19 protein-coding genes and 2 tRNA genes are annotated in these 19,154 nt (G+C 63.7%); 3 read left to right on the forward strand and 18 right to left on the reverse strand.

Annotated features, from left to right (window positions below; genetic code table 11):
* The first annotated feature begins 2 nt into the window (after positions 1-2).
* Positions 3-1,472: a cobyric acid synthase gene (locus AC1D1B_RS21885; protein ID WP_477334481.1), complete on the forward strand. Its 1,470-nt coding sequence runs from the start codon at positions 3-5 to the stop codon at positions 1,470-1,472.
* A gap of 14 nt (positions 1,473-1,486) precedes the next feature.
* Here AC1D1B_RS21885 and AC1D1B_RS21890 read toward each other — a convergent pair whose 3' ends face one another.
* The 4 genes from AC1D1B_RS21890 to AC1D1B_RS21905 all read right to left on the reverse strand — a co-directional run bounded on the left by AC1D1B_RS21890 (position 1,487) and on the right by AC1D1B_RS21905 (position 3,925).
* Entirely contained in the window at positions 1,487-1,906 is a 420-nt protein-coding gene (locus tag AC1D1B_RS21890) for a VOC family protein (RefSeq protein WP_477334482.1), read from the reverse strand.
* Between the two features lie 72 nt (positions 1,907-1,978).
* On the reverse strand, positions 1,979-2,803 hold the full coding sequence (locus AC1D1B_RS21895; RefSeq protein ID WP_477334483.1) for a helix-turn-helix domain-containing protein: 825 nt from the start codon (positions 2,801-2,803) through the stop codon (positions 1,979-1,981).
* Between the two features lie 114 nt (positions 2,804-2,917).
* The gene (locus AC1D1B_RS21900) at positions 2,918-3,088 is read right to left on the reverse strand and encodes a hypothetical protein (RefSeq protein ID WP_477334484.1); all 171 of its coding nucleotides are present in this window, start codon (positions 3,086-3,088) and stop codon (positions 2,918-2,920) included.
* Between the two features lie 51 nt (positions 3,089-3,139).
* Positions 3,140-3,925 carry a TSUP family transporter gene (locus AC1D1B_RS21905; protein WP_477334884.1) on the reverse strand — a complete coding sequence of 262 codons (786 nt, stop codon included), beginning with the start codon at positions 3,923-3,925 and terminating at the stop codon, positions 3,140-3,142.
* 174 nt (positions 3,926-4,099) lie between these two features.
* Between AC1D1B_RS21905 and AC1D1B_RS21910 the strand changes: the two genes are divergently transcribed.
* Complete coding sequence (locus tag AC1D1B_RS21910) at positions 4,100-4,531, forward strand: TerB family tellurite resistance protein (protein WP_181055995.1); 432 nt, start codon at positions 4,100-4,102, stop codon at positions 4,529-4,531.
* 99 nt (positions 4,532-4,630) lie between these two features.
* On the opposite strand, the gene AC1D1B_RS21915 is transcribed toward AC1D1B_RS21910, so the two are convergent.
* From AC1D1B_RS21915 to AC1D1B_RS21935, 5 genes are all read right to left on the reverse strand, one after another.
* Positions 4,631-6,253: an ABC transporter ATP-binding protein gene (locus tag AC1D1B_RS21915; RefSeq protein ID WP_477334485.1), complete on the reverse strand. Its 1,623-nt coding sequence runs from the start codon at positions 6,251-6,253 to the stop codon at positions 4,631-4,633.
* On the reverse strand, positions 6,250-7,119 hold the full coding sequence (locus AC1D1B_RS21920) for an ABC transporter permease (protein ID WP_477334486.1): 870 nt from the start codon (positions 7,117-7,119) through the stop codon (positions 6,250-6,252). Before AC1D1B_RS21920 ends, AC1D1B_RS21915 begins: the two co-directional genes overlap by 4 nt.
* Positions 7,116-8,063 (reverse strand): ABC transporter permease, encoded by a 948-nt coding sequence (locus AC1D1B_RS21925; protein ID WP_477334487.1) that lies wholly within the window; start codon positions 8,061-8,063, stop codon positions 7,116-7,118. Before AC1D1B_RS21925 ends, AC1D1B_RS21920 begins: the two co-directional genes overlap by 4 nt.
* Complete coding sequence (locus tag AC1D1B_RS21930; RefSeq protein WP_477334488.1) at positions 8,060-9,538, reverse strand: ABC transporter substrate-binding protein; 1,479 nt, start codon at positions 9,536-9,538, stop codon at positions 8,060-8,062. The genes AC1D1B_RS21925 and AC1D1B_RS21930 overlap by 4 nt, the downstream gene beginning before the upstream one ends.
* Positions 9,539-9,656: 118 nt before the next feature.
* On the reverse strand, positions 9,657-10,937 hold the full coding sequence (locus tag AC1D1B_RS21935; RefSeq protein ID WP_477334489.1) for an acetylornithine deacetylase/succinyl-diaminopimelate desuccinylase family protein: 1,281 nt from the start codon (positions 10,935-10,937) through the stop codon (positions 9,657-9,659).
* Between the two features lie 223 nt (positions 10,938-11,160).
* Between AC1D1B_RS21935 and AC1D1B_RS21940 the strand changes: the two genes are divergently transcribed.
* The gene (locus tag AC1D1B_RS21940) at positions 11,161-11,592 is read left to right on the forward strand and encodes a L,D-transpeptidase (RefSeq protein ID WP_477334490.1); all 432 of its coding nucleotides are present in this window, start codon (positions 11,161-11,163) and stop codon (positions 11,590-11,592) included.
* Positions 11,593-11,596: 4 nt separating this feature from the next.
* Here AC1D1B_RS21940 and AC1D1B_RS21945 read toward each other — a convergent pair whose 3' ends face one another.
* From AC1D1B_RS21945 to AC1D1B_RS21985, 9 genes are all read right to left on the reverse strand, one after another.
* The gene (locus AC1D1B_RS21945; RefSeq protein WP_477334491.1) at positions 11,597-12,607 is read right to left on the reverse strand and encodes a lipid A biosynthesis lauroyl acyltransferase; all 1,011 of its coding nucleotides are present in this window, start codon (positions 12,605-12,607) and stop codon (positions 11,597-11,599) included.
* Positions 12,608-12,611: 4 nt separating this feature from the next.
* Positions 12,612-13,640, reverse strand: coding sequence for a zinc-binding dehydrogenase (locus AC1D1B_RS21950; protein ID WP_477334492.1), 1,029 nt, complete (start codon positions 13,638-13,640; stop codon positions 12,612-12,614).
* 36 nt (positions 13,641-13,676) lie between these two features.
* Complete coding sequence (locus AC1D1B_RS21955; protein WP_477334493.1) at positions 13,677-14,948, reverse strand: beta-ketoacyl-ACP synthase; 1,272 nt, start codon at positions 14,946-14,948, stop codon at positions 13,677-13,679.
* Positions 14,949-14,990: 42 nt separating this feature from the next.
* Positions 14,991-16,181, reverse strand: coding sequence for a beta-ketoacyl-ACP synthase (locus AC1D1B_RS21960; protein WP_477334494.1), 1,191 nt, complete (start codon positions 16,179-16,181; stop codon positions 14,991-14,993).
* A 56-nt stretch (positions 16,182-16,237) separates the two neighbouring features.
* Positions 16,238-16,519 (reverse strand): acyl carrier protein, encoded by a 282-nt coding sequence (locus tag AC1D1B_RS21965; protein WP_181056006.1) that lies wholly within the window; start codon positions 16,517-16,519, stop codon positions 16,238-16,240.
* Between the two features lie 177 nt (positions 16,520-16,696).
* Positions 16,697-17,842: a slipin family protein gene (locus AC1D1B_RS21970; protein ID WP_477334495.1), complete on the reverse strand. Its 1,146-nt coding sequence runs from the start codon at positions 17,840-17,842 to the stop codon at positions 16,697-16,699.
* A 366-nt stretch (positions 17,843-18,208) separates the two neighbouring features.
* Positions 18,209-18,275: transfer RNA gene (locus AC1D1B_RS21975), tRNA-Met, on the reverse strand.
* Between the two features lies 1 nt (position 18,276).
* A tRNA-OTHER gene (locus AC1D1B_RS21980) sits at positions 18,277-18,352 on the reverse strand.
* A gap of 217 nt (positions 18,353-18,569) precedes the next feature.
* Complete coding sequence (locus tag AC1D1B_RS21985) at positions 18,570-19,118, reverse strand: histidine phosphatase family protein (RefSeq protein ID WP_477334496.1); 549 nt, start codon at positions 19,116-19,118, stop codon at positions 18,570-18,572.
* Between the last annotated feature and the right edge of the window lie 36 nt (positions 19,119-19,154).

A 19,154-nucleotide genomic window follows, 5' to 3' on the forward strand; every position in this document is an offset into this window, starting at 1 on the left:
CCATGGCCAAGGCGATCATGCTGCAAGGCACGGGCTCGGATGTCGGCAAGACCGTGCTGGTGGCGGGGCTTTGCCGTGCGGCCAGGAATCGCGGGCTGAAGGTCAGGCCATTCAAACCGCAGAACATGTCGAACAATGCCGCCGTCGCCGACATTCCGGGTGACGAAAGCGGCGGCGAGATCGGCCGGGCGCAATGGCTGCAGGCGATCGCCTGCGGTGTAGCGCCCAGCGTCCACATGAACCCTGTGCTGCTCAAGCCGCAGACCGATGTCGGCGCGCAGGTGGTGGTGCAGGGCAAGGTGTTCGGCGAGGCGAAAGCGCGCGACTATCAGGCGCTGAAAGGCCGGCTGATGGACGCCGTGCTGGAGTCCTGGGGCAAGGTGGGCGAGGGCGCCGACCTTGTCATTGTCGAGGGCGCGGGATCGCCGGCCGAGATCAACCTGCGCAGCCGCGACATTGCCAATATGGGCTTTGCCACGCGGGCTAATGTGCCGGTGATCCTCGTCGGCGACATCGACCGCGGCGGCGTCATCGCTTCGGTCGCCGGCACGCATCTGATCCTGCCTGAGGAGGACCGGCGCATGATCGTCGGCTACCTCATCAACAAGTTCCGCGGCGATGTCTCGCTGTTCGACGACGGCATCAAGGCGATCGACAACTTCACCGGCTGGCACTGTTTCGGCGTGGTGCCGTGGCTGAAGGCGGCGGCACGATTGCCGTCGGAGGATTCGGTCGTGCTTGAGCGCCTGGCGTCGGGTGAGAAACGGGCGCTGAAGATCGCTGTGCCGATGCTTGGCCGCATCGCCAATTTCGACGACCTCGATCCGCTCAAGGCCGAGCCGCAGGTCGAGGTGGTGTTCGTGCCGCCGGGGCTGCGCTTGCCGGAGGATGCCGGCCTGGTGGTCATTCCCGGTTCGAAATCGACGATCGGCGATCTCCTGAAATTCCGCGAGAGTGGCTGGGATCGCGATCTTCTCGCGCATCGCAAACGCGGTGGCCATGTCGTTGGCATCTGCGGCGGTTTTCAGATGCTCGGCCGCATGGTGCGCGATCCCGACGGCATCGAAGGCAGTGTCACCGAGGCCGAGGGGCTCGGCCTGCTCGACATCGAAACGGTGATGGAGCCGGAAAAGACGGTGCGCAATGTCAGCGCGCGGTCGGTGCCGTTCGGCTCACCGCTCGAGGGTTACGAAATCCATCTCGGCCGCACCACCGGGCCGGACATGGCGCGGCCGTCCGCCGTCATCAACGGTGCGGATGACGGCGCCGTCTCCGCCGACGGCAAGGTTTTCGGCACCTATCTGCATGGCCTGTTTTCAGCCGACGCTTTCCGGGCAAAGTTCCTGGAAAGCCTCGGCGTCAAGGGGGGCGGCATCGACTATCGCGCCGAGGTGGAAAAGGCGCTGGACGAGATCGCAGCCGAGCTGGAGATCCATCTCGACTGCGATGCGATTTTTGGGCTGGCGAGGTAACGCCTCAGGCTGGTTCACGCCTTCTCGCCCGCCTTCGGCCAATAGGTCCCGAACGACCAGACATTGCCCTCCGGATCGCGGCAGATGAATTCGCGGCTGCCATAATCGCGATCGGTCAATTCCTGGATGATCGTGGCGCCGGCCTTCTTGGCCTTGGCATGGGTGGCATCGGCATCGTCGACTGCGACATAGATCGACTTGCCGCCGCCGGAGCCAGGCTCGCCGACCATCTTGCCGTAATCGTCGCTGCGCGCGGTGCCCAGCATAACCATCGAGGAGCCGAAAGTGAGTTCGGCGTGGTGCACGATGTCGCCCTCGCCATAGCGGGCGCGAACTTCGAAGCCGAAGGCCTCACACAGCCAGTCGATCATTTTTCCTGCATTCTTGTAGCGCAGGGCCGGGTAGAGCCGGGGCGCTTCGTTGGTGGCGGGCATTAAAAACCTCCTTCATTGGGTTGGTCGATAACCCAGTCTGTTCGAAGGCTGTTCCGCCGTCTTGAAGAAATGTTACCTCAGCGCCGTCGGCGGATCGCCGGCGAGCTGGCGAAACTCGCGCACCAGATGCGCCTGATCGGCATAGCCGCAATCGGCGGCAATATCGGCCCAGTCGCTTTGGTCCTGCCTAGACAGGCCGAGCGCCCGGTTGAAGCGGACGATACGGGACAGCGTCTTGGGGCCGATGCCGGTCGCATCGGAGAATTTGCCGGCAAGATGCTTGCGGCTCCAGCCGAGTTTTTCGGCGATCGAGGCAATGCGGGTGCGGCCACCCGATGCGACGATGCGGTCATAGGCCCAGGTGATTTCAGGCGGCGTGTCAGCCGCATGCCGGAGGCGCGTGGCGACGAAGGCCTCGGCGAGATCGAAGCGCGCCGCCCAGTCCGGCGCGTTGCCAAGCCTTTCACGCAACGCAATACCCTCGGCGCCAAGGACATCGTCGAGCACGATCATGCTGTCGGTCAGCTCGCTCATCGGCAGGCCGAAGAAGCGGCGGGCGCCGAGCAGGGTGAAGTTGATCTGCACGCAGCAGGCGTCGCCGAAGGATTCGATGATCACCGGGCCGGCAAACAGGCCGGCGGCGAAACTGGCGAAACGGTCATTGTCGCCAGGGTCTTTGCCGAGGCCGATGGCGAAGGGTTCGGCGAAGCTGATGACCAGCGGCACGGTCAGTGAGGCGTATTCGATGTTGCGGAAATGGCCGGGCGCCGTTTCGCGGTAGCTGCAAATGTCCGACACAATGCCTTCGAGCGCGGGCGGCGGAGCCCGCCGGCGCATCTCGAACCGCCCGGCGATGGAGCGGTCCTGTTCCTTGCGGCGCTGCATCTCGATCGGCATCGGCCATCACTTTCCGGCCAAATCTAGCAGACGCCCTGATCTGAATCAAAACGGGCCGAAAGCAAAAGCGCCCGGCTTTTGGCCGGGCGCTTCGGTTACCTGAGATATGGATGCTCAGGCGCCGCGCATCATGCAGCCGGCGGCAAGCACGACATAGGCGATGAGCATGATCCAGACCGATGCCAAGGGAATAAACGCAAGAACGCCAAGCGCGGCGAGAACGCCGATGATGGCGATAACAAGGGATATGATGAAAATAAGCTGAGTGGGTGCACTAAGATTCATGTCTGTCCCTCCAACATGATTCGTACAAGCGTATTCTATCAGGCGTAAGGCTCATACACCAATTAGCTGGCGCAATGGGTTTGCCGGGTCGGCCAGCAGCTTGATCGCCAGCGCCAGGCAGATGATCACCAGCAGCGGTTTGATCAGCCGGGCGCCGATGCGGATGGCGAGGCTGGCGCCGAGACGCGCGCCGAGGAACTGGGCGACGCCCATCATCAGGCCGATCTTCCAGTAGATCACGCCGGCGGCGGCAAAGACGATGAAGCCGCCAATGTTGGAGGCGAAATTCAGCAGCTTGGTGTGCGCCGTCGCCTTGAGCACGCCAAAGCCGGCGAGGCTGACGAAGGCAAGCATATAAAAGGAGCCGGCGCCGGGTCCGAACAGGCCGTCATAGAAGCCGACCGCGGGTGCGACCGTCAGTCCGAACAGGAAGGGCGACAGGCGCTCGGTGCGGTCGACATCGTTCATGTTGGGTTTCACGGCGAAGTAGAGCGCGATGGCGATCAGCAGCAGCGGCAGCAGCGCGCGCAGGAGATCGCCAGGCACGAAGGCCGCCAGCAAGGCGCCGACGGCACTGCCGACAAGGGCAAGAAGCGCTGACGGCAGCTGGCGACGCAGATCGACATGGCCGTTCACGGCGTAGTGGATGGTCGCCGAAGCGGTGCCGAAAATGCCTTGCAGCTTGTTGGTTCCAAGCGCTGCGACCGGCGGGAAACCGGCAAGCAGCAGGGCCGGGATGGTGATCAGGCCTCCACCGCCGGCTATCGAATCGACAAAGCCGGCTGCAAAGGCAGCGAAGGCGAGCATGATGACGGTCTGGGTGGTGAGGTCGAACATCGGGGTGTGGCAGGCATTCCGGCGGGAAAGGTGGTGCCGCGCCTTCGACCACGGCGACCCGGTTTGCGCAAGACCGTTTCCGCGTGACGTCGATCCAAGCGCGTTGCGCTTGGATTTTCTGTGTTGCATGTCATTATCCCAGTACCGCTGGGCGGACTTGGGAAGGGGACACTGTTGGCGATGGCTTTGCTTGATCAGATTCTTTCGATCTTCGACGGTGATCCCGGCGTGCGCAAGGTTGCCGACGATCCGGTGCTGTCGGCTGAACTGTTGATGCTGTTTCGTATGATCCTGGCCGACGGTTCGGTGTCGGAGAGCGAGATGGTCGCCTTCCGGCGCATCTGCAAGGACGCCTTCGGCATCCCGGAAACCAGCATCGACGCGGTCATCGAATATCTCAATGAGTTCGGCTACGAGACCAATGGCTCGCAAGCCATTGCGCTGTTTCGCGATCTCGACGTCGAGCGGCGCAAGCTGCTGGCACGCCATATGGCGGAGATCGCCAAAGCAGATTCAAAACTGGCCGAGAGCGAGGTGCGGCTGTTGCGCCGCACGCTCGACCTGCTCGACATCAGCCCGGTCGATGTGGTGAAGCCGGAGGAGTGAGCCGGCCGGCTGGGTCCCCGCTGCTTCGCAGCGTCCCAGCGTTCGCTGGCCTTTCATCGTGCCACTGGCGCGATGAATTCGCTTACGCGAACCGGCTGCTCACCCCTGTTCTTGCATCCGGCGTGCGATCGCCCGATGCAAATCTGGCGCTGCCGCCACCAGCGCTTTGGCCGCCTCGGATTGCGGGCGGTCGAGCACGTCGCCGGTCTTGCCGCGCTCGACGATCCTGCCGTCATGCATGACCAGCACCTCGTCGGTGATGGCGCGGGCGACGGTCAAATCGTGGGTGATGAAGAGATAGGCGATGCCGAGTTTCTGGTTGAGCTCGGCGAACAGATCGAGGATCTGGGCGCGGATCGAGACGTCGAGTGCGGAGACCGGTTCGTCGGCAACCACCAGCTTCGGCCTTGTGATGATAGCGCGGGCGATCGACAGGCGCTGGCGCTGGCCACCCGAAAACTCATGCGGATATTTGTCCATGTCGCTGGTGCCGAGGCCGACCTCGCGTAGCGCATGCGCCACCATCTCGCGTCGCTCGGCGGGTGTCGGTTTCTTCTCCAGCACATGCAGCGGCTCGGCCACCAGTTTCTCGACCTTCTGGCGTGGGTCGAAGGAGCCGTAGGGATCCTGGAACACCACCTGCATGTCGCGTCGCGCTGGCTTCAGCTCTCCTTCGCTCCTGCCGGTGATGGTCTCGCCGCGGAAGCGGATCGTTCCCGAGGTGGATTTGTCGAGCGCCAGGATCATGCGGGCAAGCGTTGACTTGCCGCAGCCGGAACGGCCGACCAGCGCCACCGATTGACCGGGCGCCAACGAGAGGGACACGTCGTCGACGGCGCGAATTGAGGACGCGGGTTTGAACAGGGAGGTGCGTCGCCCGGGATAGTCGCGCGTCACGCCTTCGACCTCAAGCAGTGGCTTGGCCGATCCGGTGGCATGGATCTTCGGGCGCGCCGGCACGTGCATCGAGGCCAGCGCCAGCTGGCGCGTGTAGGGATGCAACTGCTCAGACAGCGTGCGTGCGGTGTCGCCGGCTTCCATCACCTCGCCATGGCGCAGGATGGTGATGCGATCGGCCATTTCGGTCACGACAGCAAGGTCGTGCGAGATGAGCAGCAGGCCCAAGCGGTTCTCGCTGACAAGGCCGCGCAACAGGTCGAGGATTTGCGCCTGCAGCACCACGTCGAGCGCCGTGGTCGGCTCGTCGGCGATCAAGAGCTTCGGCTTCAATGCGCAGGCGATGGCGATGACGACGCGCTGCCGCTGGCCGCCGGACAGCTCGTGCGGATAGCGCGACAGCGGGAATTTCGCTTCGGGCAGGCCGACGCGGTCGAGCATTTTGCGCGCCCGGTCCTCGGCTTCGGCACGGCTCGCTTTGGTGTGCCAGCGTATGCCTTCGGCGACCTGCTCGCCGATGGTTTTCACCGGATTGAGCGCCGTCATCGGCTCCTGGAACACCATGCCGATGTCGTCGCCGCGCAGCGCGCACATCTGGTCCTCGGTGGCCGCCAGGATGTCGATGCCGTCGAAGGAGACTCGGCCGCTGGCGCGCGCCGCATGCGGCAGAAGCTGCATGACGGTCAGCGCCGTCATCGACTTGCCGGAGCCGGATTCGCCGACCAGCCCCATCACCTCGCCGGGCGCGACAGAGAGTTCGACCCCCTTCAGGATCGGCGTGTCGCCGATCGCCAGTGACAGGTTTTCGATTTCCAGCAGGCTCATCGCTGCCGCCGCGATTTCGGGTCGAGTATGTCGGCAATGCCGTCGCCGAGCAGATTGAGGCCGAGCACAGTGATGACGATGGCCATGCCGGGAAAGATTGCCATCCACGGCGCCACCACCATGCGTGTCTGCGCATCGAACAGCATCCGACCCCAGCTCGGCATTGGCGGCTGGGCGCCCAGGCCGACATAAGACAGCCCGGCTTCGGCAAGGATGCCGAGCGCGAACTGGATGGTGCCTTGCACCAGAAGCAGCGTGGCGATGTTGGGCAGTACGTGCTCGATGCTGATCTGGGTCTTGCTCTTGCCGGCGGCGCGCGCGGCGAGGATGAATTCGCGCGGCCAGATCGCTAGCGCGCCCGCGCGGGCGACACGCGCAAACACCGGAATGTTGAAGATGCCGATAGCGATGATGGCGTTGATGGCGCCCGGTCCGAAGATGGCGGTGATCATGATCGCCGACAACAGCGCCGGGAAGGCGAAGACGAGGTCATTCAGCCGCATCAGCGCCTCGTCGACAAACCCGCCGCGCGCCGCGGCGAAGGCGCCGAGCGGCACGCCGACGCCCATGCCGATGCCGACCGCGACCAGCGCCACGGCGATCGAGTTGCGGGCGCCGACCATGATCATCGACAGGATGTCGCGGCCGAAATGGTCGGTGCCGAACCAGTGCGCCAAAGAGGGCGCGAGCGTCTTGTCCGAGATCACCAGTTTCGTCACGTCGTATGGCGTCCAGACGTAGGAGATGAGCGCCATTGCGACAACCAACACCGTGATGACGAAGCCGATGAGGAAGGAGCGGTTGCGAAATGCCTTGGCCAGAATGCTGCCCAGCGTCTCCTCGGGGATGTCGATGTGCAGCGTCATTGCCGGCCTCGAAGGCGCGGATCGACGATCGCGTAGGAGACATCGACTACGAGATTGACCGCAATGACGGCGACGACCAGCAGCATGACGATGCTTTCGACGACGATCAGGTCGCGCTGGGTGATCGCCTGGAACACCAGCCGGCCAAGGCCGGGCAGATAAAAGACGTTTTCGATGATGATGGTGCCGGCGAGCAGGAAGGCGAATTGCAGCCCCAAAATGGTCAGGACCGGAATCATCGCGTTGCGCAGCGCGTGCCGCCACAGCACGGCGCGGTAGGGCAGCCCCTTGGCGCGGGCGGTGCGGATATAGTCCTCGTTCAGCACCTCGATCAGCGCCGAGCGGGCGACGCGCGCCAGGATCGCCGCCTGCGGCAGAGCGAGTGCTACGGCCGGCAGCAGCAGCGATTTCAGCGCCGGCCAGACACCGGCGCTCCAGCCGGGAAAGCCGCCGGCCGGCACCAGCCGCAGCCAAACGGCAAAGAGGTAGATCAGCATCAGCGCGAACCAGAAGTTCGGCACGGCGACGCCGAGCTGGGCGGCACCCATGGCGATCGTGTCGCCGGCCCGGCCGCGCCGGCTAGCGGAATAGAGCCCGACGGGAATGGCGATGACGGTGGAGAGTGCGAGCGCAATCAGCGCCAGGGGTAGTGAAACGGCCATGCGTTCGCGCACAAGGTCGATGACCGGCACCGAATAGGTGTAGGAGCGGCCAAAATCGAGGCTGAGCAGGCCGCCCACCCAGTGCAAGTAGCGCAAGACGAGCGGCGCGTTGAGCCCCATCTGGTTGCGCAGCAATTCGACCTGTTCAGCGCTGGCGTTCAGGCCAAGCATCAGCCGCGCCGGGTCGCCGGGCAGGATTTCGAGCACGGCGAAAACGACCATCGAGGCCAGGATCAAGGTCGCGATGGCGATGGCGAGGCGTTTGAGGAGGTAGGCGGTCAATCCGTCCACTTCACCTTGGTCAGGTCATTCGCCTGGATCGGGGCGTTCTCCCACAGGCCCTGCAGCTTGGCGTCCCACACGCCGACCTTCGGCAGTTCGTAGAGGAAGCCGACCACGGCATCGTCGGCCAGGATCTTCTGGGCTTCGCCGAGCAGCGTGTTGCGCTTGGCGTCGTCGGAGGTGAGGTTCAACTCGGCGATGATCTTGTCGAAGGCCGGATTGTCGTAGTTGAAGTAATAGTCCTTGCGCGAATAGATATCGATGTCGTTGGGCTCGGTGTGAGAGACGATGGTCAGGTCGTAATCCTTCTTGGTGAACACCTGATCCAGCCACTGCGCCCATTCGACGGGAATGATTTCGAGATCGATGCCGACATCGCGCAACTGCGAGGCGATGATCTCGCCGCCGAGCCGGGCATAGGAAGGCGGCGGCAGTTTCAGTGTCGCCTTGAAGCCGTTCTCGAGGCCGGCCTGCTTCAGCAACTCCTTGGCCTTGTCGACATTGTGCGGATAGAGACCGGTGAGGTCGACATAGGCCTTGCTGGCGGGCGACATATGCGAGCCGATCGGCACGCCAAGCCCGGCCGAGGCGCCGTCGATGATCGCCTTGCGGTCGAGCGCGAAGGCAATCGCCTGCCGCACCTCAAGCTTGTCGAAAGGCGGCTTCTTGTTGTTGATCGCCAGGATGGTTTCACCTTCGGTCGAGCCGATCACCACCTTGAAACGCGGATCGTCCTTGACCTGCGCGACGCTGTCGGGATCGAAGAAGGGGAAGGCCTGGATGTCGCCGGAGAGCAGCGCCGGCACAGCGGCAGCGGCATCGGGAACGATACGGAATTCGGCCTTGTCGAGGGATACCGGGGCGCCCCAGTAGTTGTCCGATTTCACCAGCGTGATCGACGAGCCCTTGGCCCAGCTCTGGAATTTGAACGGGCCGGTGCCGATGGGCTTTTCCTTGTTGGTGTCGGCGCTCTCAGGCGCCACGATCACCGCGTCGCCCCAGCCCATATTGTAGAGGAACGAGCCTTGCGGGTTCTTCAGCGTCACCTTCACCGTCGCCGGATCGACGATTTCGACCGTGTCGATGGCAGCGAACAGGCCCTTTTGCGCGTTGACGGAATTGTCGGCGCGGGCGCGGTCGAGCGAGAATTTCACGTCGCTGGCGTCGAAATCGGTGCCGTCATGGAATTTGACGCCGGTGTGAAGCTTGAAGGTGTAGACCTTGCCGTCGTCCGAGATAGCCCAGCTTTCGGCGAGATCGGGCAGGACTTCGCCGTTCGGGCCGATGCGGGTCAGGCCCTCGAAGACGTTGGCGTAGAGCACTTCATCGATCGCCGCGGCGGCACCGGCAGTCGGATCGAGATGCGGCGGCTCGAGCGGAATGCCGATGACCAGGTCGGTGCGCGCGGCAAATGCCTGACTGCCGGCGGCCAGCGCCAGCAGAGCAGCGGCAAGAATGGTTTTCCACAATTTCATCGTGCAACTCCCAAATGCTCGAACCGCTGGGATAGAAGCGTGATTTCGAGATGGAGTAAATTGCGTTTCGTGCTCCCCAGGGGTGCCAGGGGGAATGTTTTTTCAGGAAGCCGGCGGTTTAGCCTGCAGCCGTGCCCCTCAGCAGCACATTCAGCCCGATCGCCATCACCTTGGCCGACTCCACCATATCCGAAATCCCGACCCATTCGTCGGGTCGGTGGGCAAGATCGAGAATGCCCGGGCCATAGGCGATGCAGTCATAAATATGGCCGATACGGGCAATGTGCTTCTGGTCGTAAGTGCCTGGTGAAATTACATAATCCGGTTCGCGGTCGAAGATCGCCATGATGCCTTGTGCCACCGCCTTGACCACCGGCGCATCGCGCTCGGTCATTAGCGGCAGCACCTCCATCAGGTCGCGTATTTCGTAGTCGAACTTTTTGCGCTCGCGCTTAAGCCGGTCGAGGATGTCGGTCACCTCGCTTTTGACCGTGGCCAGGTCCTCTTCCAGCAGGAAGCGGCGGTCGATGGTCAGCCGGCACGCATCGGGCACGTTGGGCGAGGGCAGGCCGGGGCGGAAATCCTCGGTCTGGCCGCCATGAATCGAGTTGATGTTCATGGTCGAGCGCTTTGCGCCTTCGGGCACCACCGGCATGCGCGTCACCTTGCGGTCGAGCGCTGGAAACAGTTCTTCCTCAAAGGCTTGCAGTACGGCGCCCATGTGGCGCACCGCATTGTCGCCGAGGAACGGCATCGAGCCATGCGCGATCTCGCCCTTGGTCTCGATCTCCGCCCACCAGACGCCGCGATGGCCAAGGCAGATGCGGTCCTTGTTCAGCGGTTCGGGAATGATGACGTGATCAACCCTGGGTTTCGAGAAATAGCCGAGCCCCGCCAGATGGGCGACGCCGCCGAAGCCGCCGGACTCCTCATCGACGGTGCCCGAGATTTCGATGGCGCCGGGAAAGTCGGGGAAGACCTCCATGAAGGCCTCGGCCGCGATGATCGAGGCGGCGAGACCGCCCTTCATGTCGCAGGCGCCGCGCCCGTAGACCTTGCCGTCCTTCACCACGCCGGCAAAGGGATCGACACTCCAGCCTTCGCCGGCTTCGACGACATCGATATGCGAGTTGAAATGGACGCAGGCGCCGGGCGAGCGGCCGTCGAAGCGGGCGACGACATTGACGCGCGGATAGCGGTCGGTGTCGCCGGGCGTTCCCTCGGCGCGGATGAATTCCGTTTCGAAGCCAAGTTTCCTTAGCCGCGCACCAATATATTCCGCGCAGGGACGATAGGCTTCGCCGGGCGGGTTGATGGTCGGGAAGCGGATCAGGTCGGCGGTAAGCTGGACCAGTTCATCGGAACGGTCGTCGATTGCTTTGAAGAGTCGTTCATTCATTCCCGGATTTGAGCAGGCAAGGGGATGGTTTTGCAAGCGTAACGCCACTGGCGCTCAAACTACGTGTCGCTGCAGCAACTATGACGGGAAAATCGTTCAAATTCGCTGCTTTAGATTGGCGATTTTATCAAGGAGTGTGTGTTAGATCACTCACCTGTCGTTAAAAAGATGAAAAACCGCGTGATGACAGAGCAGGCAAGGGGCATCAAAGGGGTTTGATCTCATGACTAAAATCGTTCTCATGGCGGCAGCTTTTGCTGCGATTCTGTTCGGCACGTCCATCGAAAGCCGGGCTGCTTCGCTGGTGGCCAGCATCGACGTCTCATCGCAGACCATGACCGTCAGCCAATACGGCCAGGTGCTTTACCGGTGGAACGTCTCCACCGCGCGCAGCGGCTATTTCACGCCGCGGGGCACCTATCGGCCGCAGCGGACGGCGCGGATGTGGTATTCGAAAAAGTACCACATGTCGCCAATGCCTTATTCGGTGTTCTTCCATGGCGGCTACGCCATCCACGGCACCAATGCGGTGAGGCAGCTCGGGCGCCCGGCCTCGCATGGCTGCGTGCGGCTGCATACGGCCAATGCCGCGGCCTTCTATTCGATGGTGCGGGAAGTCGGCTTCGGCAACACTCGGATCGTGGTGACGAACTGACGACCTAAGATTGACGCTGCCGCTGGCCGGCAGCGTCTTTGGACTGTCCGCGCCGGCGGCGACGCCGGCCCGAGATTTCCCATCTCTTGTGGAACCACATCCACTGTCCCGGGTCCTCGCGAACCCAGCGCTCGACAACGTCGGCGAGCAGTTGCGTGGTGGCTGGGACGTCAACGCTGCCGCTCTCGTTGCGCGGCAGAGTGAGCTTGTCTTCGATCTCGAGGCGAAAGCGGTTGCCCGGCAGCCTGACGCAACGCGCCGGATAGACATCGCAGTCATAGTGGCGGGCGAGCATGCCCAGAACCGGATTGCTTTGGCACGGGCGGCCGAAGAAGGTCGTCTCCAGCCCGCTGGAGAATTTCTGATCGACCAGAACGCCGATATTACCGCCATTCTCAAGAATGGACGCCAGCGCGAAGGAGGCGCCGGTGGAGGAGGGCAACAGGGCGCCCATGCTCGAACGGCGGGTCGAGTGGATGTAGTCGGCGAGGTAGGGGTTGTTTGGCGGGCGAAACAGCGCGGTGATCTGCATGCCGAAGGTGGCGGCTGCCACCGGCAAAAGCTCGAAATTGCCGAGATGACCGGTGAACAGGATGTGCGGCTTCTGCTCGGTGGCGATGTGCTTGAAGTGATCGGCGCCGCCGACTTCGACGCGCCCGGGCGTCGTCGCATTCGGATCATAGTCGAAAAGCGCATCGAGGAAGATGTATTCGGCGGCAAGCCGGGCCATGTTGCCCCACATGTCGGAGGCGATGGCCTCGATCTCGACATCGCTCTTTTCGGGGTAGGCTAGACGCAGATTGTTGATGGCGACGCGGTGGCGTCCGACCCGCGGACCGATCCGCCGGGCGGCGCGGTCGGCGAAATTGAGCGCCCTGTCGGCAGGCAGCAAGCGCAGCAGCGAGATGATCAGCATCGCGGCGCGCGCCGTCACCCAGTGGTCCAGCTGGCGCAGCCGGCGGCCATAGCGGAACATGAAGTCCCGGCGGGCTTTCTTGAACACCTTGCCGACCATTGTCCTAGGAAACGCGCAGGATGATCTTGCCGAACACGTCGCGGCCTTCCATGCGCTTCAGCGCGGCGTCGATACCGTCGAAGCCGACTTCGGTGTCGATGACAGGTGCTACCTGTCCCGTTGCCATCTTCTGCATGGCGTTGGCCATGTTCTCCATGCGGCAGCCGAAGGACCCGAGCAGCTTCAATTGCTGCTGGAAGAGCTGCATCAGATTGATCTGCGTCGACACGCCGGAGGTCGAGCCGCAGGTGACCAGGCGGCCGCCGCGCTTCAGGCACAGCATCGAGGCGGCAAAGGTGTCGGTGCCGACATGTTCGAAGACGACGTCGACGCCCTTCTTCTTGGTCAGTTTGCGCACGACGCCTTCGAAACGGTCGTCACGGTAGTTGATGACATGGTCGGCGCCGAGCGCCTTGGCCTTGTCGATCTTGTCGTTCGAGCCGACCGTGGTGATGATGGTGCAACCCATCCGCTTGGCCAGCTGGATCGCTGCCGAGCCGATGCCGGAACCGCCGGCATGGACAAGGATGGTCTCGCCCGGCTGCAGCTTCGCATTATCAAACAGCATGTGCTCGACCGTGCCGAAGGTGACGGGCGCGACAGCGGCGCCGACATCGGTCACGCCGGGAGGGGCGGGGACCAGCAGGCGCGCCGGCAGGTTGATCTTCTCCTGCGCGAAGCCGTCGAGGTGGAAGCCGTGCACGCCCGAAACATGTTCGCAGAGATTGTCGCGGCCTTCGCGGCAAGCGCGGCAGAGACCGCAGGTGCGGGCGCCATAGATCGACACCAATTGTCCGGGCAAAAGGCTAGAAACGCCGGGGCCGACGGCCTCGACCTCGCCGGAAGCTTCGGCGCCGACGACCAGCGGCAGCTTGCGCTTCGCAAAGGCCATGCCGCGCCAGCCCCAGACGTCGATATGGTTCAGCGCCACCGCCTTGATGCGCAGCGTGACCTCGCCCAGTGCGGGGGGCGGCGGGGGCGGCAGGTCCACCGTTTCAAGGCGGCGGTCCTCGATAAGTTGCAGTGCGCGCATAAGGCCTGTCGGTTCTGTTCGAGCTGAACGGCTCGCTTAGACCGGTTCCCGCGCCATGACAAGGCAGGTGTTCTGACCGCCGAAGCCGAAGGAGTTCGACAAAACGGTGCCGACTTCGGCATTGCGCTTCTTGTTCGGCACCACGTCGAGCACGATCGCCGGGTCCGGATTGTCGTAGTTGATGGTTGGCGGAATGACGCTTTCGCGCATGGTCATCAGTGAAAATGCCGCCTCGACGGCACCCGCCGCCGACAGTGTGTGGCCGATCATCGACTTGTTGGACGAGACCGGCATCGAGCCGATCCGTTCGCCGAACACGGTCGACAGCGACAAATGCTCCATCTTATCGTTTTCCGGGGTCGAAGTGCCGTGGGCATTGACGTAGTCGATTTCGTCCTTGCTCAAGCCGGCATCGGCAAGGGCGGCGCGGACTGCGGCGATCGCCGGCGAACCGTCGGGCTTGGAGCGGGTGCGGTGGAAATCGTCGGCCTTTTCGCCACAGCCGCGAAGGATGCCAAGCACGCTGGCGCCACGGGCAAGGGCAGCCTCAAGCGATTCCAGCACCAGCGCGCCGGAGCCTTCGGCCAGCACAAACCCGTCGCGGTCCTTGGAAAAGGGCTTTGACGCCTTTTCCGGAATGTCGTTGTGGGTCGAGAGCGCCGACAGCAGCGAAAAGCGGATCAGCGCCTCGGCCGTTGCCGAGCCGTCGGCGCCGATCGACAGCGCCCGGTCGCATTCGCCGCGACGGATCGCCTCGACGCCGAGCTGGATGGCGGTGGCGCCCGACGCGCAGGCGGTCGACAGCGTAATCGGCAGGCCGCGCGTGCCAAACCGGTCGGCCAGCCGGTCGGCGATCGAGCCGAACTGCGTGGTTTCGAAAATGTCCAATTCCTTCAGCCCGCGCGCCACCCGCAGCAGCCTTTCGGCGCCGGCGCCCTGGCCATCGGAATTGTAGAGCGAGAAGCGATCATGCCAGTCGAGCTCGACCGGCGGCGAGGCGAGGAAGAGCGGGCCACCGAAATCGGAGGAATCGAGGCCGGAATCGGCCACGGCCTCATTCGCGGCGGTTTCTGCCAGTTCGTAGGTCAGCAGGCTGGCGCCCTTCGAACTCGAGTCGAGGAAATCGACCATGCCCGAGATGCGGGTGTTGAGGTGGTCGACGGGAAAACGGGTGATCGGGTGGATGCCCGACTTGCCGGAGGTCAGCGCTGCCCAATTGTCTGCCTTGCCGATGCCGAGCGAGGTCACCACGCCGATGCCGGTGACGGCGACGATCGGCCTGCCCATGTGATCTCTGAGATTGGCCATAAGAGCCCTCTTATCCCTGTTGCACGACCACGCAGCGCCGCTTCAAGCGGCGTTGACCAGCGCCATGCCCTCGAATTGGTGATAGCCGATCGCCGTTGCAAGAACGGTTTGCGGAATGCCTTCGAACGGCTTCTCGGCCGCGGCATCGAAAACGGGATAGGCGGCCTTGCGGTCGACAGCCAGCGCGGCAAGCGCCACGGCGAACGGAAACTGCGCTTCCTTCATGTGCCCGGTCAACGTCGCGAAGCCGCGCGCTGATATCGCCGGATTGGCATCGAGCGCCGCCTTCTCGGCCGATGTTGCCGTGTGCGCGCCGGAGGCGCCGGACAGGGCAAGCAGCTTGCCGCTGGGGAGCGCTGCCTGTTTGAGCAGCGCCGCGATCTCGGCGTCGAGTTCGCCGCGCGATCGCCTGGCGCGACCGGAAACGACCGGTCCGAGCTCGGCATAGATCTTGCGCCCGCGGCTTTGCGCATGCTCGCGCTGCTCGAGCACCAGGAAGGCGCCGCCGGAGCCGGAGACCAGGCCACCGCCTTCGGCGCCCTGTCTTTGCCAGACGGGCTTCCACGGGCCGCGATGCAGATAGCCGGCAAGCTCATAGCCGAGCAGCATGTCGGAATGTTCGGTCTGGAAGGCGCCGCCGACCAGTATATGCGTCGACTGTCCCGAGCGGATGCGCGCAGCGGCCGTCTCGACGGCGGCGACGCCGGCACCCTCCTCGCCCATGAAGGTCCTGGACGACCCCGTCACCTTGTGGACGATGGAGATGTTGCCGGCGAGCAGGTTGGAAAGTTGGGCCAGGAACAAGGTCGGCCGCAATTCGGTGGTCAGCTTCTCGTTGAGCAGAACGTCACGGTCGTTGCGGCTTTCCGAAGCGGCGAGGATCGCGGCATCCACCGCCTCGTCGCGCTCGCCGCCACCGGCGGCCACCACCATGTCCATGGTCGTGCAGAGCTCGTCATTGCCTTTGATGCCGGCGTCGTCCAGCGCAAGGCCGGCGGCATAGGTGCCGAGCCGCTGCCAGGTTTCCATCTGCCGCTGGTCGCCGCGCTTGGCGATCTGCAGATTCCAGTCGATCTCGGGCAACGGATGCACGGTGTAGGGCGCAAAGCGCGCGGCCTCAATCACCGGCTGCAGGCCTGGCTGCGCCAGCTTCTGCCAGTGTGCGTCAGGGCCTTCTCCAAGCGAGGAGACAAGGCCAATGCCAGTGATGACGACGTCGCGGGGGCTGCTCATGAGCGGCTTTGTGGGTCAGGCGGCGCAGCCCGTCAAGGCCGCGCGCTTGCCCGATGTCAGGCAGTCTTGGCGGCGACCAGCGCGTCGATCTTGGCGCACAGGTTCTTCATGACGAAGTAATCGTCGGTCGAAGCCTTGCCGTCATTGACTTCCTGGGTCCACTTTTCCAGCGGCACCTTGATGCCGAATTCCTTGTCGATGGCAAAGACGATGTCGAGGAAATCGAGGCTGTCGATGCCGAGATCGTCGATCGTGTGGCTCTCGGGGGTGATGGTGTCGATATCGATCTCGCTGGTGTCGGCAATGATCTTGGCGACTTTCTCGAACGTGGTGGACAAGGGCTCTTCCTTCGGTTGCGGGCGGAATCTGTCCGCATCTGGTTTGGGCGCTGTCTAATCGGTTTTTCCCGGCAGGAAAAGGCCTGATGCGCCGGGCGCAGATGGGATGGCCTTCCTATAAAGACAAGAAGGGCCGCCCGATAAGCCGGCGGCCCTTCCGATTGACGTTACGTCAGCTCAGTTTTCGCGGAGCTTGACGATGTCGTTGAGCAGTCCGCCCGTCCCGTTGTGGACGGTCAGCCGCTCGACCTTGCCGGCGATGGTTTCCAGAGCCTCGAGCTCCTTCAACCGCAGCATCACCGGGTTTTCGGCCATGACCCTCGCCGTGTTGAGCAGGGAACGCGTGGCGTTCGTCTCCTCGCGGCGGCGGATGACGTTGGCCTCGGCCTGCTTTTCGGCCGAAACCACCTGGTTGAGGATTTCGCGCATCTCGCCCGGCAGGATCACATCCTTGAGGGCGATATCGCTGACCTCGACCCCGATCGCGGCCAGGTCGGCACGGACCTTGGCCGCCGCCTCCTCATCGACCGTCACCTTCTTTTCAAGGATCTGGTCGAGCGTCAGCGCGCCAAGCGTCTTGCGGAAGGCGTACTGCAGGGCGCGGTAGAGGGCTTCGGAGAAGTCCTTCACCGTGCTCACCGCCTTGACCGGGTCGACGACCTGGTATTCGGCGGCGATGTTGACCCGGATCGTCACCCGATCCTTGGTCAGCACTTCCTGCCCGGCGACATCGAGCGACTGGCGCTTGAGGTCGACGACCTTCACCTGAACCATGCGTCCGACGTTCCAGAACGCATGCACGCCCGCGGTCAGCGTGCGCACCAGCACACCGTCGACGAACAGCAGTCCGGCCTGACCATCGACGACCGGATGGACGGACATCAATTCCGTCTTCCGGGCCTGGCCGAGCCGGCGCATCAGCGCCGGGTCGATGGCGAGATCGGTCGCAGTGTCGACCGACGCCACCTTCCACGGACCGGCATCCGTCCACAGCACCAGCTTGCGGTCCGGCGCCAGCACGGCGTGCAGGTTGCCGTCACGCTCGATGACGGCGACGTCCGTGCGTCCGGTGCGAACGACGGTGAAATGACGCGCGGCCACATCCGGGAGCTTGTCGAACAACGCCTTCTCGTACGCCGAAACGAATTCCGGGTTCTTCAGATCATGCCGCGACACTTCAAGGTTACTGCGCTGGTTGACGAGCGAGTGCTCGCCCGGCAGCAGGACAGCCTTGATCTCACCCTTGTAAAGGGTGAGGGCACGTTCGTTTTCCTTTACGAGGACGCGCTCGCGTCCAAGAACCTTGTCGAGAATAGTCGTCATTGTCTTACTCCTGTCGGGCATGGCCCCATGCGAGGCGTCAAGTCATGCGTCGATCTTCCCTTCGTTTCTCGTTTCACTTCGTCGTCGTCCCGGCACGAATGATCCGGGGACCGGTGGCATCCATTCGCGGCGGACCTTCGGGAGCGGATCGCGGGGCAGCGAAGCGGGCGCCGGAGGCCTAGGCCACCCTTGCCGGCGACACTGCGCCTTGATCATCACCGCGGGCCTGGCCGCGAGCCGATGGCGTCAGACCGTTTCGAACCGGCCTTGGCCCGTGGGCTTCGGCGGCTCGTCAGGTCTTCAGCATTCCGGTCCCCGGACCGTTTTTCAGATAACACCGTGAAAGGGTGGTGGCCTGTCAGCCATTGGAGAAGGATTCGAACCTTGGACCGTCAGATTATGAGTCTGATGCTCTACCCAAACTGAGCTATCCGTGGTGCAGACAGCAGGATTCGAACCTGCGACCTCCGGAACCAAATCCGGCGCTCTCCCAGCCTGAGCTACATCCGCGATCCCAATCCCCAAAGCGGCGCCGTATACAGGGCGGCAAAGCCGCCTGCACGGGCGGAGACGAAAGCTCCAACCGTTGTGCTCGCTTCGGTTTTCGTGACCGGGAGCGCGCCTATAGACCCTGCGACGGGTTGTCGCAAGCGGCATTGTGGCGGCGAATTTGCGACTTCTTTCGGCGGTGGTATTTCGGCAACAGTGCGGGGCGCCGACGGGCGTGTCAGAACGTGACGCGGCCGAGCACGCGCAGGCCGTCGCCTTGCGGCTCCACCACCACCGCTTCGCCTTCGCGCGGCGACACGCCGGTCAGCGCTTGGATGTTTTCGAGATGCGTGACCATGACCAGATTGTCGGAACCGGAATAGGCCCGGATTTCCTTCATCACCGCGTCGAGCTGTGCCGCCTTCTCGGTCGGATCGTTCTTCAGGAGGTCGAGCGGTGCAAAAAGCTCCGGTTCCGCTTCGAAGGCGATGCGGGCGGTGTCGAGGCAGCGGCAATAGCGGCTGGACAGCACGCGCTCCACCGGCGCGGAACGAGCGCCGAACAAGGCGCCAATCTTGTTTGCTTGCTGCTTGCCGCGTGCCGACAGATTGACCTGGGTCGCACAGTTGCCGATGTCGAAATTGGCGGGGTCGGTGGTGCCGGTGACCAGCGCATGGCGAAGCAGCACGACACGGCCGCCGTCCCGCAGCAGCGCCCAGCCGGCGTCCGTCGCATGGGCGACGGCAGGGACGGCAAGCAGGAACAGCGCCAGCACAAATCGAATCATCGAGACCTTTCCGGGAGCCACATGCTCGCTCCGGTT

It is taken from the genome of Mesorhizobium sp. P2_C5_2 (assembly GCF_056404535.1).